This window comes from Micromonospora sp. WMMA1923 (genome assembly GCF_049179195.1).
Taxonomy (GTDB): Bacteria; Actinomycetota; Actinomycetes; order Mycobacteriales; family Micromonosporaceae; genus Micromonospora; species Micromonospora yangpuensis.
In genome coordinates, this window is sequence record NZ_JBMHLZ010000001.1 from 2,941,616 (window position 1) to 2,957,532 (window position 15,917).

The following is a 15,917-nucleotide window of genomic DNA, read 5'->3' on the forward strand; positions in this document are numbered from 1 at the left end:
ACCTCGTGGACGGTCGGATCAGAGGGTGCGGGCCAGCCGGTCGGCCAGTAGCCGGGTGAAGCGGGCCGGGTCGGTCAGCTCGCCGCCCTCGGCCAGCAGCGCCATGCCGTAGAGCAGCTCGGCGGTCTCGGTGAGCGCGGGCTCGTCGCCGCCCTGCTCGTGGGCCTTACGCAGCCCGGTGACCAGCGGGTGCGTCGGGTTGAGCTCCAGGATCCGCTTGACCGTCGGCACCTCCTGCCCCATCGCCCGGTACATCTTCTCCAGGGTGGGGGTCATGTCGAAGGCGTCGCCGACCACGCACGCCGGCGAGGTGGTCAGCCGCGACGACAGCCGGACCTCCTTGACCTGCTCCTTGAGGTGCTCGGTCAGCCAGGTCAGCAGGGCGGCGTACTCCTTGCCCCGCTGCTCCCGCTCGGCCTCGGCCTCCTTCTTCTCCTCCTCGGAGTCCAGGTCGACCTGGCCCTTGGCGATCGAACGCAGCGCCTTGCCGTCGACCTGGCCGACCTGCTCGACCCAGACCTCGTCGACCGGGTCGGTGAGGATCAGCACCTCGTAGCCCTTGGCCCGGAAGGCCTCCATGTGCGGCGAGTTCTCGATCATCGTGCGGGACTCGCCGGTGGCGTAGTAGATGTCGCTCTGGCCGTCCTTCATCCGCTCGACGTACCCGGCCAGGGTGGTCAGCTCGGCCGGGTCGTGGGTGGAGGCGAGCGAGACCACCTCCAGCAGGGTCTCCCGGTTGTCGGTGTCGGAGATCAGGCCCTCCTTGAGGGCCCGGCCGAACTCGGTCCAGAAGGTGCGGTACTTCTCGGCGTTGTTGGCCTGCAGGTCCTTGATCGTGGCGAGCACCTTGCGGACCAGCCGGCGGCGGACCACCTGGATCTGGCGGTCCTGCTGCAGGATCTCCCGGGAGATGTTCAGCGACAGGTCGTGGGCGTCGACCACACCCTTGACGAAGCGCAGGTACTCCGGCATCAGCGCCTCGCAGTCCTCCATGATGAAGACGCGCTTGACGTAGAGCTGGACGCCGCGCCGGCCCTCCCGCTGGAACAGGTCGAAGGGGGCGTGCGAGGGGATGAAGAGCAGGGCCTCGTACTCGAAGGTCCCCTCCCCGCGCATGTGGATGGTCTCCAGCGGGTCGGACCAGTCGTGGCTGACGTGCCGGTAGAAGTCCCGGTACTCCTCCTCCGCGACCTCGTCGCGGGGCCGGGCCCAGAGCGCCTTCATCGAGTTGATGGTCTGCACCTCGGTGGTGCTGGAGCCCTCCTCCCCACCCGGGCGCTGCACGGCCATCCGGATCGGCCAGGAGATGAAGTCGGAGTACCGCTTGACGATCTCCCGGATCTTGGCCTCGGCGGTGTAGTCGAAGAGGTTGTCCTCGCTGTCCTCCGGCTTGAGGTGCACGGTGACCGAGGTGCCCTGCGGCGCGTCGTCGACGGTGCCGATCTCGTACGTGCCGGCGCCGGTGGACTCCCACCGGGTGCCCTCGGTCTGCCCGGCCCGCCGGGTCAGCAGGGTGACCTTCTCGGCGACCATGAAGGTGGCGTAGAAACCCACCCCGAACTGGCCGATCAGCTCCTGGGAGGCCGCCGCGTCGCGGGACTCCCGCATCTTCTGCAACAGCTCGGCGGTGCCGGAGCGGGCGATCGTGCCGATCAGGGCGACCACGTCGTCCCGGGACATCCCGATGCCGTTGTCACGCACCGTCAACGTCCGGGCCTCGGGATCGGCCACCAACTCGATGTGCAGGTCGCCGGTGTCGACCTGCAGATCCTTGTCGATCATCGACTCCAGACGCAGCTTGTCCAGCGCGTCGGAGGCGTTCGAGATGAGTTCCCGCAGGAAGACGTCCTTGTTCGAATAGATCGAATGGACCATCAGCTGCAGCAACTGGCGGGTCTCGGCCTGGAACTCCAACGTCTCGGTCTGGTTGCTCACGTCATCCCTCCCACGACACACACTGTTCCGCAGAAAGGATACGAGGCGTCCCCGACCGGTCGCGCTCCGGTCAGCCGCCCGGTTCGCCTGGTTGCCTGGTTGCCTGGTTGCCGCAGCGAACTCTTCGCGCGTCGTACCCGTACTACTGTGCGCAGCCCAACCGCGGGCCGGTGCCGAGCGCCCGGCCCGACGGTGGTGAAACGGAGGCGTCAGGTGAAGGTGTTACTGGTCGAGGACGACGACTCGATCGCCGAGCCACTGGTCGACGGCCTGGCCCGGTACGGGATGACGGTCCGACGGGTGGCCACCGGTGCCGCCGCGCTCGCCGCCGGGCCGACCGAGATGATCCTGCTCGACCTGGGGCTACCCGACATGGACGGGATCGAGGTGTGCCGGGCGGTACGCCGTACCTCCGCCGTACCGCTGATCATGTTGACCGCGCGCGGCGACGAGGCGGACCGGGTGCTGGGGCTGGGCCTCGGCGCGGACGACTACATGGCCAAGCCGTTCAGCGTCCGCGAGCTGGTGGCCCGGATGCACGCGGTGGGCCGCCGGACCCGGCCGCCGGCCGACGGGCCACCGCCGGCGCGCGACGACCGAGTGCGCACCCTCGGCCCGCTCCAGCTCGACCTGCGGGCCCGTGAGGTCCGGGTACGCGGCGAACTGGTCGCCCTCGCCCCCAAGGAGTACGACCTGCTGGTGCACCTGGCCGCCGACCCGGGAGCCATCGTGGCCCGGCGGGACATCCTGGAGACGGTGTGGGAGCCGAACTTCTTCGGCCGCGGTAAGACGCTGGACTTCCACGTGGCCAGCCTGCGGCGCAAGCTGGGCGACCCGGCCTGGATCGAGACCCGGCGCGGCGTCGGATTCCGGCTGGTGGTGCCGGCGTGACCCGCCGGCTGCTGCTGACGTACCTGACCCTGGCGTTGTTGATCCTGGTGGCCCTGGAGGTCCCGCTCGGCTACGTCTACCACCGCAGCGAGCAGCAGCACGCGTTCGGGCAGCTGGAACACGACGCCGAGGTCCTGGCGGCGTTCATCGACACCGCGTTGCGCGACGGTGACCTGCCCCGGGCCGACCTGCTCGCCCGGGAGTCGGCCCAGCGCCTGGGCGGTCACGTCGACATCGTCGACGCCCGGGGCGAGCTGCTCACCAGCACCCACTCCTGGAAGCATCCGCCGGGCAGCCTGGCGGCGGCACCGGACCTGCGTACCGTGCTCGACGGCAGTGGCCTGATCAGCACCCGCACCGCCGAGTACGGCGGTGAGCGGATCATGTCGGTGGCCGTACCGGTGCACCCGGGGGACGCCGGACAGGGCGCGATCCGGGTGAGCGTGCCGATCGCCCCGATGGAGAACCGGATCCACCAGTTCTGGATCATCCTGGCCGCGGCCGGGGTCGCGGTGCTCGCCATGGTCGCCCTGGTGGCGTTCGCGCTGGCCCGGTGGATCAGCCGCCCGGTACGGGAGCTGGAACGGGCGACCCGGCGGCTGGCCGACGGGACGCTGCCGCTGGTCTCCACCGACACCGGTCCACCGGAGCTGCGCCGGCTGGCCGCGACGTTCCACACCACCGCGAGCCGGCTGCAGAACCTCATCGCCACCCAACGCTCGTTCGTCGGCGACGCCTCGCACCAGCTCAAGACGCCGCTGGCCGCATTAAGGCTGCGGCTGGAGAACCTGGAACCCGACGTCGCGCCCTCGGGCACCCGCAACCTGCGGGCCGCGCTTGCCGAGACCGACCGGTTGGCCCGGTTGGTGGGCACGCTGCTGGCCATCGCCCGCTCCGAACAGACCTGCCCGGTACGGGAGACCGTCGACCTGCCCACCGCGGTCGCCGACCGGATCTTCCTCTGGACGCCGCTCGCCGCCGAACAGGACGTGCAACTGGTGGCCACCGGCCCCGACCGGACACCGGTACGGGCGGTCGCCGGCGCGGTGGACCAGATCCTCGACAACCTGCTCTCCAACGCCCTGCGGGTGGCCCCGCCGGGCAGCGCGGTACGGATCAGCTGGCTGGTGCCCCCGGCCGACCGACCGGGACCGGGGCTGGTCGAACTGCACGTGGTCGACGCCGGTCCGGGGCTGACCGCTGAACAACGCAGCCGGGCGCTGGACCCGTTCTGGCGCGCGCCGGACGCCGCCAAGGGCGGCACCGGACTGGGACTGTCGCTGGTACGCCGGCTGGCCGAGGCCAGCGACGGTACCGCCCGGCTGGCGCAGGCCCCGGGGCGGGGCATCGACGCCGTGATCACCCTCCCGGTCGCGCGGCCGGCCCCCGCCGACGACCCGGCCCCCGCCCGGGGCCTGCCGGTGGCCTCCGGCACCCGCTGACAGCAGCCGGCGGGTCAGGGGCGACCGGCGGGTCAGGGGCGGCCGGCGCCGCCGGTCAGGGGTGGGCGGTGAGCAGGTAGTCGTCCGCGTCGGCGCTCCACTCAAGGTCGACCGCGCCACTGGTGGCGGCGGCCTTGCAGAACTGGAGGAAACTGCGGTAGCCGAGCTTCTTCTCGCTGAAGTCCGGTCGGGCCCGGCGCAGCTGGTTCTTCAACCCCGACAGGGCCACCGCACCGTCGCCGCCGGCCACCTCGACCACCACCGTACGCAGCAGCCCGAAGGCGACCTCCCGGTCACCGGTCTCCGGCAGCGACACCGACGGGTCACCCTTGGCCGGGCCCTCCCCCAGCTCCACGACCCGCTGCCCGGCGAGGTGGCTCAGCAGCTCGCCGAAGGTACGGAAACCGTGGTCGGACTCGCTGAACGTGGGGTCCTTGCGCAGCAGGGTGCGCTTGAGCCGGGAGGCGGTCACCTCGTCGCTCAGGCTGCCCTGCAACCCCGCCACCGTCTGGGCGACCAGCACCGCCAGGCTGTCCGCGTCGCGTACCGGCCCGGCGTCCTGCAACTGCTCGGCGTCGTTCAGCTGCTCGGTCTCGGTCAGCTGCTCGGCGGTGGACCCCGGCCCGGTCCGGGGCGGCTGCTCCGGCTCGGCGGGCCGCTCGGCCGGGGGAAGCTGCTCGGCCCCGGCGGCCGGTCGGGCCGCCGGTCGACCCGCCCGGCTCCGGCCCCGCGCCGACGCCGGCACCTCGACACCCTCCAGCCGGTCGTAGTAGAGGAACTCGTCGCAGGCCGGGGGCAGCAGCGCGGAGGTGGACTTCTCCACCCCGACACCGATCACCCGCTTGTTGAGCTCGCGCAGCTTGTGCACCAGCGGCGTGAAGTCACTGTCGCCGGTGCAGATCACGAAGGTGGAGATGTAGTCCCGCTCGAAGGCCAACTCCACGGCGTCGACCGCCATCTTGATGTCGGCGGCGTTCTTGCGGGAGGCCCCCATCCGCTGCGGAATCTCGATCAGCTCGACGTGGTTGCGGGTGAGCATCCGGCGGTCCTCGTCGAAGTACGACCAGTCCGCGTACGCCCGGCGCACCACGACCCGTCCCCGCTCGGCCAGCGCCTCGGCGACCGGACGGAAGTCGAAACTCATCCCACCATGGTGGTCGCGCGCACCGAGGGCAAGGTTCTCGTAGTCGAGCAGCAACGCGATCCGCTCTTCGTGATCCACACCCGCCACCCTACGCCCCGAAGGAAGGGCCCCCTGTTAACGCTTACGGTAGAGCGGGGTACCCCTCTCACCTGCTCGGACACGCCGGGACGCGCCGGACGGCGGCACGCGCCGAGAATCGGCGGACGGCGGGACGCGGCGGGACACACCGGGACGCGGCGGGACGCGCCGATACACTGCCCATCCCAGCAGAGCCGGAGGGCGCCGCATGGCCGATCGCGCGTACCGGACCCCGCGGTGGAGGCTGGCCGGCTACCTGCTCTCGGTCACCGCGCTGCTGGCCGCCTGCTCGGCGAACGACCCCACCGGCCAGGCAGCCCCGACCGGCCAGCCCGGCCCGACCGGCCAGCCAGCGCCGACCGGCCAGGCAGCCCCGACCGGGCCGGCAGCCCCGGACCGGCCGGCCGGCGTCACCCAGCTGCGGGTCCTGCAGGCGAACCTGTGCAACAGCGGCCAGGCCGGCTGCTACACCGGCCGGTCCGTGGCCCGTACCGCCGAGGTGATCCGGGCCGAGACCCCCGACGTGGTCACCCTCAACGAGGCCTGCCGGGATGACCTGGACGCGCTGCGGCCGGCGATGGAGCAGGCACCCGGCACCGTCATCCCGGCCTTCCGGGCCGCCCGCAACGCCCGCACCGGCGACGCCTACCGCTGCGTCAACGGCCAGCAGTACGGCGTCGGACTGCTGGTACGCCTGCCAACCGCGAACCCAGAACACACCGCGAACCCAGGAGACACCGCGGACCCAGAACACACCGCGAACCCCGGACACACCGCGGACCCAGGAGCCACCGCGGACCCAGGACACACCGTGCACAGCGGCATCTACCCGGCGCAGGACCCCGCCGACCCGGAGCAACGCGCCTGGCTCTGCCTCGACGCCCCCACCGTCGTGTACGCCTGCACGACGCACCTGGCGTACACCAGTTCCAGCCTGGCGCTCGCGCAGTGCGGCCACCTGCTCGGGGTGGAGATCCCGCAGCGTCGGGCGGACGCCCGCGAGCAACCCACCGTGGTCAGCGGCGACCTGAACCTCCGACACGGTGGCACCCCCGACGTCCGGTCCTGCGTGCCCACGGACTACCTGCACGTACACGACGGTGCCGTGCAGCAGCTGATGGCGAGCGGTCGGGTGACCATCGACTCCAGCCGGTCGGTCGACATGGCCGGTACCACCGATCACGCGGGCTTCCTGGTCACCCTCACGGTCACCCGGTGACGGTGGCGATTACCATGGCCGCCGATGCAGTTGACCCGGATGTCCGGGTCGGACAGAGGGCGGCGACGTTGCGTTATGCCGACGGACCTTCGGTGACCTGCGAGATTCACGTCGAGACGGATCCGTCGAAGGTCTGGGAGCTGGTGACCGACATCCACCTGCAGCCCCGGCTCAGTGCCGAGCTGCAACACGTGGAGTGGCTCGACGGGGCGGACCGGCCGGTGGTGGGGGCGGCCTTCCTCGGCCACAACACCCACCCGCTGCTCGGCCGGTGGCGGACCGCCTCCCACGTCACCGAGTGTCAGCCGCCCCGCGTCTTCGGCTGGGTGGTGACCGACGTGGACGGCAGGTTCGCCGGTTCCGACGACGCGGCAGACCGGTCGTCCCCGGCGGCCACCTGGCGGTTCGAGCTGGCGCCCGAGGCGGCCGGCACCCGGGTACGACAGTCGGTGCGGATCGGTCCCGGCCGCTCCGGGCTCAGCCTCGTCATCGATCGGAGCCCGGAGCGTGAGGAGGAGATCGTGGCGGCCCGCCTCGACCAGCTCCGCGCCGGCATGGAACGCACCCTTCAGGGCATCAGGGCCCTCGCCGAGTATCCCGCCTGACCGTCCCGCATGCCCCACCGCCCACCGGGGCCTGGCTCTGGCGGTAGTTCGGCGAGCATGCGCAGGAAGGCGCGGACCCGGACCAGGTCGGCGGGGTCCAGGTCGCAGCGCAGCAGCGCCGCACCGGTGCCGGGGACGGCGGCGACCCGGCGGCCGTCCGGTGCCCAGAGGGCGGTGCCGCCCCGGCAGGGCCGGTCGGGTGGTCCGCCGACCGGGTTGACGAACGCGGTGTAGCAGGTGTTCTCCAGGGCCCGGGCGGCCAGGTAGATGGCGGCCCGGTGCTCGGCACCGGCGGCGAAGGCACTGGCACAGAGGTACGCGTGGGCACCCGCGAGCGCGGCGGCGCGGGCGTGCTCCGGGAAGGACATGTCGTAGCAGATCGCCGGGGCGACCTGCCAGCCGTCGACAGCCACCAGCGCGCCGCCGGCCCGCCCGGGGGCAGGCCCACCGGCCCGCCCCGGAACGGGACCACCCGTCCGCCCGGGGGTGAACAGGGCCCGCTCGTCGTGCCAGAGGTGCTGCTTGTCGTAGCCGACCCGCACCCCGGTGGCGTCCACGACCAGCAGTGAGTTGGTGAGCCGCCCGTCGGGGTGCCGTACCGCCGCGCCGACCAGCACGGTCACGTCCCGGTCGACGGCGACCTCGACCACGGGGGCCAGCCGGTCGTCGACGACCCACCCGCTCTCGTCGGCCGCGACGGCGGCGGCGGTCACCCCGGGCAGGTCGTACCCGCACAGGTGCAGCTCGGGCAGGACGACCAGCCGAGCGTCCCGCCGGGCGGCGCGGAGGGCACCGGCCGCCGCCCGGCGGGAGTTCTCGGCGACCTGCCCCGGCACCGCCCGGGCCTGCACGACCGCCAGCCGCAACGGCTCCACCGGCAACCGCGACAGCTCCACCGGCAACCGCGACGGCCCTGCCGGCAGGGGCACGGGCGAGGGCACCGGCGGGGACGAGGGCAGGTCGGTCACGGCCCGACCGTCGCTTCCCCGGCCTGCGCGCCGTCGCGTTCCACCCGGACCCGCAGGCCGACCGGGCCGGTTGCGGGCAGCGCCGTGTCCGGCAGGGCGACCTCGACGAGCAGGTCACCGTGGCGGTCCGCCGGATACCGGCCGAGTCGGGTCAGCGCGCCGTCCGGGGCGAGCAACGAGATCCGCCACTGCGGCGTCGACCCGGCCGGGACGGCGGGACCGGTGGCGGCGACGCGCAGGGTGCCGTCGGGCAGCAGTCGGGTCGCGGTGAGGATCCGGGTACGCCGTACCGGGTCGCCGAGGGCGTACATGGCACCGTGTTTGACCAACGGACGTACCGGCTGCTCCGGCAGGTGGGCGGCGACCACCTCGCCGACGTACATGGTGTGCACCGGCATGGGCACCACCTGGCGCAGTTCGCACTCCACGGCGAGGACTCCGCCGCGTACCCAGGGGGTGTGGGTGCCGGGGGCGAGATCGACCGCGACGCTGGTGGTCTTGTCGACGTCGGTGACCGAGCAGCTGCCCGCGAAGTCGGCCAGGGCGGCCTGGTCCTCGGCGCAGAAGGTCACCGCCCAGCGGCCGGCCGCGTCGATCAGGTCCCGGCTGGCGGTCCGCGGCCCGAGCACCACGGCGACGTAGAGCGGGTCCTTGTTGACGAAGTACGACCACTCGGCGCTCATCACGTTGGTGCCCCGGGGTCCGGGCACCGCGACCAGCCCGACCGTGCTGGTCAGCTTCTTCCACAACGTCGGCGGCAGCAACGTCGGCGGCAGCGGTGCCGGAGACACCGGCGTGGGCTGCGGGTCGGGGCTCATCGGGGCGGCTCGCCGGTGGCGAGGCGGAACCCGACCGGGTACAGCGGGCCGGGGTGGGCGCCGTGGCGGCGGCGGGTACGGGCCAGGTCGCCGTAGCGGGCGAAGCTGCCGCCCCGGGCCACCCGGTACCGCCCGACCCGGGTGACCAGGTCGTCGTGGACCGCCCGGCCGCCCGGGTACGGACGGTAGTCGTCGGCGACGTACTCCTCGACGTTGCCGGCCAGGTCCAGCGCGCCGCACCAGCTCCGGCCGGCCGGGAACGCCCCGACCGGGCTGGTGGTGTGCAGGCCGGTCTCCCGGGTGTTGGCCGCCGTCGGGTCGAACCCGTCGCCCCAGGGAAAGTCGGTCCGCCGTGGTCCGGCCGCGGCGTGCTCCCACTCGGCCTCGGTGGGCAGCCGCCACGGATGCCCGGTACGCCGGGACAACCAGGCGGCGTACCGGTCGGCGTCGTCGGCGTCCACGCCGGCCACCGGGTGGTTGGCCCGCTCCCACGGGTACGCCCCGAGGTACCAGGTACGGGGTCGGCCGGCGGTGGGCGTGTCGGCGAGGTAGCGGCGGTACTCGGCGTTGGTGACCGGGTACCGGGCGATCCAGTAGTCGGCCAGCTCCACCCGGTGCACCGGGGTCTCCTTGTCGATCCACTCGGCGGTCACCCCGACGTGGGCCCAGGCGGCGGCGACCGGGGCGACCCGCCGCGGGTCGAGTCCGATCTCGACCTCGCCGCCGGGCACCGGGCAGACCGCCGGCCGGTCGCCGATCCGGGGGTCGCCGAGCAGGGCCAGGAGCCCACCGGCGGTGAGCCGGTCGGCCAGCGGCGCGGTCACCTCCTCGACCAGGGCCGCCAGGCCGGCCGGCCCGTGCGTCGACAGCCGGGTGACCACCGCCGCCGACGCGACGGGCCCCTCGGCCAGGTCGGCCTCCTCGGTGAAGTGGGCGGCCCCGGCCGGTTGCGGGGCCCGCAGGTCGGTCATGGTCTCTCCTCCGGATGCTCGACCGACGGGTACGCCGGGGTGGTGCGCGACGGATCGTCGCGCTGGTGGGCGGAGGACTGTCGCAGCAGGCCCGCCACGGTGAACGCCCGCTGGACGTACGGTTCACCGCTGCCGTCGAGGGCCACCACGAGGATCGTCCCGTCCCAGCCGGCGACGGCCACCCGGTGGGAGTCCAGCGCCGCGATGCAGGACAGCCCCTGCCGGAACTCGGCCAACAGCCGACCGGACCGCAGGCTCGTCGAGGTGTCGGCCCAGTCGACCGTCCAGGCGTACAGGCCGAAGTCGTAGGAACCGGCGAGGACGGTGGGCCGGTCGGGGTCGCCGAGCAGGCCGACGCACTTGACCGACTCGTCCGGCCCGAGCAGGGTCTGCCGCTCGACCACCCGCCAGCCGGACCCGTCGCGTACCAGCCGGCCGACCTTCACCGTGTGGTCCCGCGAGGCGCTGGCCACCACCGTCGGGCCGAGGGCGGCCACGGCGTTCACCAGGTTGCCGTGTTCCCACAGCACCCGCCGGTCGGTGCGGGTGCCCACCGCCACCGTCCGGTCGGTCGAGGCGGAGAGGAACCCGCCGGGCAGGGCCACCAGGGACTTCACCGATCCGCCGTGCGGCAAGCCCACGCCCGCACCGACCGGGTCGCCCCCACCGCCGACACGCCTCCCGTCGCCGTCACCGGCGACCGAACCGTCATCGCCGTCGGTGACGGCGACCAGGTCCCCCTGGTAGGTGCCGGCGACCACGCCGTCGGCCGTGGCGCAGAGCGCGGGCACCGGGGCCCGCAGGTCGACCCGGCCGACCGGTCCGCCGTCCGGGGTGTCGCGCCAGCTCAGCACCGTACCGGCGTACGTGCCGGCGTAGGTGACGCCCCGGTGGGTGGCCAGGGACAGGATCGGGCCGTCGGTGACCTGCCGGCCACGGGTCGCCGAGGTCTGCGGGTCGACCGCCAGGACCAGCCCCGAGTCGCAACCGACCAGCAACTCGCTGCCGGTCCAGGCCAACGCGTTGGGCCCGTGGGTCACCCCGACCGGGCCGGCCAGTTCGGCCCCGGTGCTCAGGTCGAACAGGTGCGGTCCGGTGGCGAAGCTGCCCGCCGCGATCAGGCCCCGGCCGACCGCGACCGACCGTGGCCACACCCGGGCGTCGTCGATGCGCCGCAGCCGTTGCCCGCAGACGTCGAAGACGTGCACCGACCCGTCGTAGGCGCCGACGACGAGACACGAGTCGTCGTCGGACCAGTCGACAGTCCGGGCCGCCGAGGTGGAGACCGCCATACTGAGCAACAGGTCCAGCTGGGGGGTCAGCAGGTCGACCCGCCCGTCGTCGCGGGCCACCGCGAGGATCTTGCCGGACCGCGACCAGGCGCAGCCCTCCACCGAGACGTCGTACGTGCGTCGCGCCGGCGCATCGGAGCCGACCAGGTCGTACACGCTCACCAGGCCGTCCTCACCGACGGTGGCGACCAGGCCGTGCCGGCTGGCCGCCACCGCCATGCAGTGTGCGGCGTGCGCGCCGACCTCACCGAGGAACGTTCCGTCGACGGCGTGCCACAGGGTGGCCCGGCCGTCCTCGGAGACGCAGACCAGCCGCTCGCCGTCGGGCAGCCAGGCCACCGAGTTGACGTCGTCGGTGTGCCGGGCCAGCGTGTTGAGCAGCGACGGCGGCTCGTCGTCGGCAAGCCGCCACACCGCGACCGTCTTGTCCGCCGAGGCGGTGGCGAGCACACCGGCGTCGGTGGGGTGCCAGGCGGCGGCGTTGACCAGCCGGCGGTGCCGCAGTCGGTGCCGGGCCACCGGAGCCGTCGGGTCGGCGGTGTCCCAGACCAGCACGGTCCCGTCGTACGAGCAGGTGGCGAGCCGGTCCCCGGCGGGCCGCAACGCCACGTGGGTGACGGGCGCGGCGTGTCCGCCGGGGTGTTCGTCGAGGTCGATCACGCGCACGCGGTCACCTCCGGCCGGTCGTGGGTGGTCAGCGTGTAGCGGGCCGGGTGGCGGGGCAGCCACCGGTCGCGCAGTTTGGCCAGCGGCGCGCCGCTTGCGGTCTTGTCCAGCTGGTACGTGGAGAGCAGCCCGCCCCGCGCCCCCACCACCAGGTACGGGGTGCCGGTGGCGTCCCGGGCCACGGCGAGCGCCTTCGGGTAGTCCGGCAGATCCTCCAACAGCCCGACGAAGGTCGCCGTGGCATGCTCGTAGGCGGCCACCTGCATGCCGTACGAGCTGGCGTAGACCATGCCGTCGGCGATGACCGCGTTCTCCACCGTGTTCGAGAGCAGCTTGGACCAACGGCAGGTCACCCCCAGCCCGACCACGATCTCCTTGAGCCCGCCGTCGCCGACGACGTACACCCGGCCGTCCTGCACCCACATCCGCTTGGGGTACTCCCCCTGGTCGAAACGCCAGGTGACGCTCCGGTCGTCAGCGGAGAGCACGACGATCACCCCGTTGCGGGTGACCAGCATCAGCTCCCCGTCGGGCAGGTGGACCCCGGCCCAGACCGGCAACCCGTCGACGCCGTGCCAGGCCAGCGTGGCCCCGTCGGCGGCGTTCAGCTCGACCGCGCCGGCGTTGGTGGTGACCAGCACCCGCTCGCCGCGTTCGTCGACGGCGATGGTGTGCGGCAGCGCCGGCAGCGGCGTACTCCATCGTCGGTGGCCCTCGCGGTCGAGCCGGAACGCCCGGTGGTCCCGGGTGATGCCGACGACGCCACCGGGCAACGCGGCGACCCGGCGGGTGAAGCCGAAGCCGGTGACGTGCTCGGCGGTCACGGTCAGGGTCGGTCCGGCCCGGTCCTCGCCGACGGCGACCAGGGCGACCCCGGTGTCGGTGGCACACCACACCACCGCCGGGTCCTCCACCGCGGGCTGCAGGTCCCAGACCGCCTGCCGGCGGAAACCCATCCCGGCGACCAGGTCACCGGCGGCGTCGAGGTGGACCACCTCGCCGTCCTGACAGAGCAGGTACACGTCCCCAGCCGGGGCCACGGTGCAGTCGACGAGCTGGTGGGGGAAACCCGTGACGGTACGTTCGACGCGCAGCTGCCGCTCGGTGTTGTCGAAGATGTGCAGCTCGCCGTCGAACCCGCCGCTGTAGGCGCGGCGGTGGTCCGGGGAGAAGACCACGAACTCCACGTCGTCGCGGGCGAAAAGCAGCTCGGCCTCCTGCTGGCCGGTCGGCGAGACCACCACCACGCCGTTGGCCACGTCGGCGGTGACCCCGGCGCCGAAGTCCTGGGTGGCCCAGAACCGGTCGTGCCGCCGGTCGTAGCGGACCCGGTGGATGTTGCCGTCGTCGAGCTTCACCACCTCGTCGAAGGTCAGCGTGTCGAAGGACCCGAACCGCAGGTTGCCCTTCTTGTCGCTGATCGCGTGCCGGGTGGGATGCTCGGTGCAGGCCCACTCCATCGGGCTGGGTCCACACAGGTTGGGCCGGATGTCGAGCACCTCGAAGGTGGCCAGGTCGATCACCAGCAGCTGATGGTGGTAGCCGCTGGTGACGTGGACCCGACCGGCCCAGATGCCGATGCCCCGCGAGCTGACCGGGGAGGGCTCCTCCCCGGTCAGCAGCGCCGAACGGTCACAGACCGTCGCCGGGTCCAGCCGGTCGACCAGCTCCAACGTGGCCAACCGCCAGCGCAACACCGCGCCCATCCGGTCCTTGCCGACGACCCAGCCGTCGGCCACGGCCAGCCCGTAGACGGGCCGGCCGTGGCGGACGAACGGCGACGAGCGCACCAGCCGCAGGTCGTCGTCGAACAGGTGGATCCGGCCGTGGATGTCGGAGGCGAGCAGGCCGTGCCCCTCGACGTACAGGATCCGGATGAGCCGGTCGGTGACCGTCACTTGTTGGCCTCGACGCCCTGCCGGACCGGGCCGTCGTCGTCATCGTCATCGTCATCGTCATCGTCGTCGTCATCGTCGCGGTCGCGCTCGCTGCCGTTGGCGCTACCGGTCGAGCCGCCGCCGGTGGAGCCGCCGTTGCTGACCGAGATGACCTGCCCGGTGAAGGCGTCGATCACGGCCGTCCGCAGTTGGTTGCCCCGGACGAACTGCACCCGGTAGAGGGCCTGCCCCTCCTGCTCGGCCAACTGGACCCCGGCCAGCCGGCCGCCGCCCACCCCACGCAGGGCCGCGTCGCCGGCCTGGGCCGAGGTGAGCATCCGGGGTGCGGCGGGGGTGGCGCAGGACGCGGCCTCCCCGGTGGCGGAACCCTGCTCGGTGGCGACCGCGATTCCCGTGCCGCCGATCAACAGACCCGCCGTTACCGTCGCCAGTACTGCCTTGCGCATCGAAGCCTCCAGTTCGTTTGGGCCTTACGAACCGGACTTACGAAGGCCGCGGCGCGGCGGTCGAACGGTTGGCCGAAGCTTGCCCGAGTCCTCGCCATCTCCTGGTTTTCCTGGCTATCTCCTGGTTTTCCTGGCCGTCCCCTGGCATTGGCCGTCACCCGGCACGACGGAGCCGACGGGGAGGCCGGTGGTGGCGTCCCCGTCGGCTCGGCGGCGGTCGGTGGCTCAGGCGGCGGGCAGGCCACCCACCTGGGTGTTGATCCAGGCGCGGATCGACGGCAGGTCACCGTAGATGGACGGGGCGGTGGCGCAGGTCGAGTCGTTGTTGCCGGACCGGCTGGTGGCACCGATCAGGTTCCACACCCCGTTGACCCGGCGCACCTGCGGCCCACCCGAGTCGCCGTAGCAGGCACCGGAGTTGCCGTTGGTGTTGTTGGTACAGATCTCGTACGTCGCGTTGATGCCGCCGCACCGGTTGTCGGCCACGATCGAGGTGTCCAGCTCGTTGGCGACGCTCGGTGCCGAGCCACAGCCACGCGGGGCGCAGGTCTGCCCCCAACCGATGATCCGGGTGGCCGTGCCGACCGCACCCGAGGTGGTCGGGATCGGCGCCGGTGCGTAGCTGACCGAGCTGGCCAGCTGCAGCAGCTTGACGTCGATGCTCGGGTGGTTGACCGCCCGGGTCACCCTGACCACGGTGCCGCCGCTGGTGCGGTTGACGCTGCCCACCCGAACCGAGGCCGGGGTGCCGCAGTGCTTGGCGGTGACCGCCCAGTTGGCCTTGATCAGCGTGCCGGTGCAGCCGGAGACGTACACCATGAAGGGGTAGTTCTCGGTGGCCGGCCGGCCACCGACCACCAGCGGGGTGACCTCGCCGTCGGCGGTACCCGCGCCGGTCCAGGTGAAGCTGCCCGTGGCGGCGACGGCGCTGCCGGCGAAGTTCCGCTGCACCTGGGCCGCCTCGGCGGCGCTGGGGTTGGCGTTGCGGCAGGACACCGGGGCACTGCTGCCGGACATCAGGTCGGAACAGAGCCCGGTACGCCGGTCGGGCAGCCCGAGGATGTGCCCGATCTCGTGGGTGGCGATCCGGGTCCGGTCGTACCCCTGGTTGACAGCCTCCCAGCCCATCCAGACCCGGCCGTTGCCGAGCGAGGTGGTCTGGGCCCGGGGCCAGCCGTTGTCCACGTAGATGGTGATGTTGCCCGGGGTACGGGGAGCGAGCTGGACGTTGCTCACCGAGCTGTTCCAGATCCGGGCCGCCGCGTCGAAGTTGGTCCGGAACTCGCCGGTACGGCTGGCGTCGTAGTAGACGGTCCGTACCGCGGCAGCGGCCGGCGCCGCGGCCACGGCCGTCAGCCCGGTCGCCGCCAGCGCGGCCGCGACCAGGGCTGTCGCCGCCCGCAGCAGGTGTCGTCGCACCATCGCACACTCCCTCGGTCCCGCGACGGCACAGCACCGCCGCGTATCGATGCGTGCTGATGCTAGGTGTGTCAGTGTCCGGCTGTCGTATACCGTTTGCGTCATACCTGGACGCCCCGACGCGA

At 72.8% G+C, this 15,917-nt stretch carries 13 protein-coding genes; 4 read left to right on the top strand and 9 right to left on the bottom strand.

Annotated features, from left to right (window positions below; translation table 11 throughout):
• Positions 1 to 18: 18 nt before the first annotated feature.
• Positions 19 to 1,935 (bottom strand): molecular chaperone HtpG, encoded by a 1,917-nt coding sequence (htpG, locus tag ACN28G_RS13270; RefSeq protein WP_421479233.1) that lies wholly within the window; start codon positions 1,933 to 1,935, stop codon positions 19 to 21.
• A 213-nt stretch (positions 1,936 to 2,148) separates the two neighbouring features.
• Between htpG and ACN28G_RS13275 the strand changes: the two genes are divergently transcribed.
• Both ACN28G_RS13275 and ACN28G_RS13280 read left to right on the top strand, forming a co-directional pair.
• On the top strand, positions 2,149 to 2,826 hold the full coding sequence (locus ACN28G_RS13275; RefSeq protein ID WP_091439399.1) for a response regulator transcription factor: 678 nt from the start codon (positions 2,149 to 2,151) through the stop codon (positions 2,824 to 2,826).
• On the top strand, positions 2,823 to 4,268 hold the full coding sequence (locus ACN28G_RS13280) for a sensor histidine kinase (RefSeq protein WP_091439402.1): 1,446 nt from the start codon (positions 2,823 to 2,825) through the stop codon (positions 4,266 to 4,268). Before ACN28G_RS13275 ends, ACN28G_RS13280 begins: the two co-directional genes overlap by 4 nt.
• 55 nt (positions 4,269 to 4,323) lie before the next feature.
• Here ACN28G_RS13280 and ACN28G_RS13285 read toward each other — a convergent pair whose 3' ends face one another.
• Positions 4,324 to 5,490, bottom strand: coding sequence for an NYN domain-containing protein (locus ACN28G_RS13285; protein WP_421479234.1), 1,167 nt, complete (start codon positions 5,488 to 5,490; stop codon positions 4,324 to 4,326).
• A 208-nt stretch (positions 5,491 to 5,698) separates the two neighbouring features.
• On the opposite strand from ACN28G_RS13285, the gene ACN28G_RS13290 reads away from it, so the two are divergent.
• Entirely contained in the window at positions 5,699 to 6,709 is a 1,011-nt protein-coding gene (locus tag ACN28G_RS13290) for an endonuclease/exonuclease/phosphatase family protein (protein ID WP_421479235.1), read from the top strand.
• Between the two features lie 92 nt (positions 6,710 to 6,801).
• Positions 6,802 to 7,314, top strand: a complete 513-nt coding sequence (locus ACN28G_RS13295; protein WP_421479236.1) for an SRPBCC family protein — start codon at positions 6,802 to 6,804, stop codon at positions 7,312 to 7,314.
• On the opposite strand, the gene ACN28G_RS13300 is transcribed toward ACN28G_RS13295, so the two are convergent.
• From ACN28G_RS13300 to ACN28G_RS13330, 7 genes are all read right to left on the bottom strand, one after another.
• The gene (locus ACN28G_RS13300; RefSeq protein WP_421479237.1) at positions 7,278 to 8,282 is read right to left on the bottom strand and encodes a carbon-nitrogen hydrolase family protein; all 1,005 of its coding nucleotides are present in this window, start codon (positions 8,280 to 8,282) and stop codon (positions 7,278 to 7,280) included. The genes ACN28G_RS13295 and ACN28G_RS13300 overlap by 37 nt on opposite strands.
• Positions 8,279 to 9,100: a flavin reductase family protein gene (locus tag ACN28G_RS13305; RefSeq protein WP_091439416.1), complete on the bottom strand. Its 822-nt coding sequence runs from the start codon at positions 9,098 to 9,100 to the stop codon at positions 8,279 to 8,281. Before ACN28G_RS13305 ends, ACN28G_RS13300 begins: the two co-directional genes overlap by 4 nt.
• Positions 9,097 to 10,071 (bottom strand): formylglycine-generating enzyme family protein, encoded by a 975-nt coding sequence (locus ACN28G_RS13310; RefSeq protein ID WP_421479238.1) that lies wholly within the window; start codon positions 10,069 to 10,071, stop codon positions 9,097 to 9,099. Before ACN28G_RS13310 ends, ACN28G_RS13305 begins: the two co-directional genes overlap by 4 nt.
• A complete protein-coding gene (locus ACN28G_RS13315) occupies positions 10,068 to 12,029 on the bottom strand; it encodes a WD40 repeat domain-containing protein (protein ID WP_421479239.1) in 1,962 nt (653 codons plus the stop codon). The genes ACN28G_RS13310 and ACN28G_RS13315 overlap by 4 nt, the downstream gene beginning before the upstream one ends.
• On the bottom strand, positions 12,020 to 13,927 hold the full coding sequence (locus tag ACN28G_RS13320; protein ID WP_421479240.1) for a YncE family protein: 1,908 nt from the start codon (positions 13,925 to 13,927) through the stop codon (positions 12,020 to 12,022). The genes ACN28G_RS13315 and ACN28G_RS13320 overlap by 10 nt, the downstream gene beginning before the upstream one ends.
• Positions 13,924 to 14,373 carry a PepSY domain-containing protein gene (locus ACN28G_RS13325; protein WP_421479241.1) on the bottom strand — a complete coding sequence of 150 codons (450 nt, stop codon included), beginning with the start codon at positions 14,371 to 14,373 and terminating at the stop codon, positions 13,924 to 13,926. The genes ACN28G_RS13320 and ACN28G_RS13325 overlap by 4 nt, the downstream gene beginning before the upstream one ends.
• Before the next feature lie 225 nt (positions 14,374 to 14,598).
• The gene (locus ACN28G_RS13330) at positions 14,599 to 15,897 is read right to left on the bottom strand and encodes a snapalysin family zinc-dependent metalloprotease (RefSeq protein WP_421479242.1); all 1,299 of its coding nucleotides are present in this window, start codon (positions 15,895 to 15,897) and stop codon (positions 14,599 to 14,601) included.
• Between the last annotated feature and the right edge of the window lie 20 nt (positions 15,898 to 15,917).

Excerpts from the sequence above, each read along its gene's own strand:
- ACN28G_RS13325 (WP_421479241.1), bottom strand. The coding sequence starts at position 14,373 with ATGCGCAAGGCAGTACTGGCGACGGTAACGGCGGGTCTGTTGATCGGC.
- ACN28G_RS13290 (WP_421479235.1), top strand. The coding sequence starts at position 5,699 with ATGGCCGATCGCGCGTACCGGACCCCGCGGTGGAGGCTGGCCGGCTAC.
- ACN28G_RS13305 (WP_091439416.1), bottom strand. The coding sequence starts at position 9,100 with ATGAGCCCCGACCCGCAGCCCACGCCGGTGTCTCCGGCACCGCTGCCG.
- ACN28G_RS13330 (WP_421479242.1), bottom strand. The coding sequence starts at position 15,897 with ATGACGCAAACGGTATACGACAGCCGGACACTGACACACCTAGCATCA.
- ACN28G_RS13310 (WP_421479238.1), bottom strand. The coding sequence starts at position 10,071 with ATGACCGACCTGCGGGCCCCGCAACCGGCCGGGGCCGCCCACTTCACC.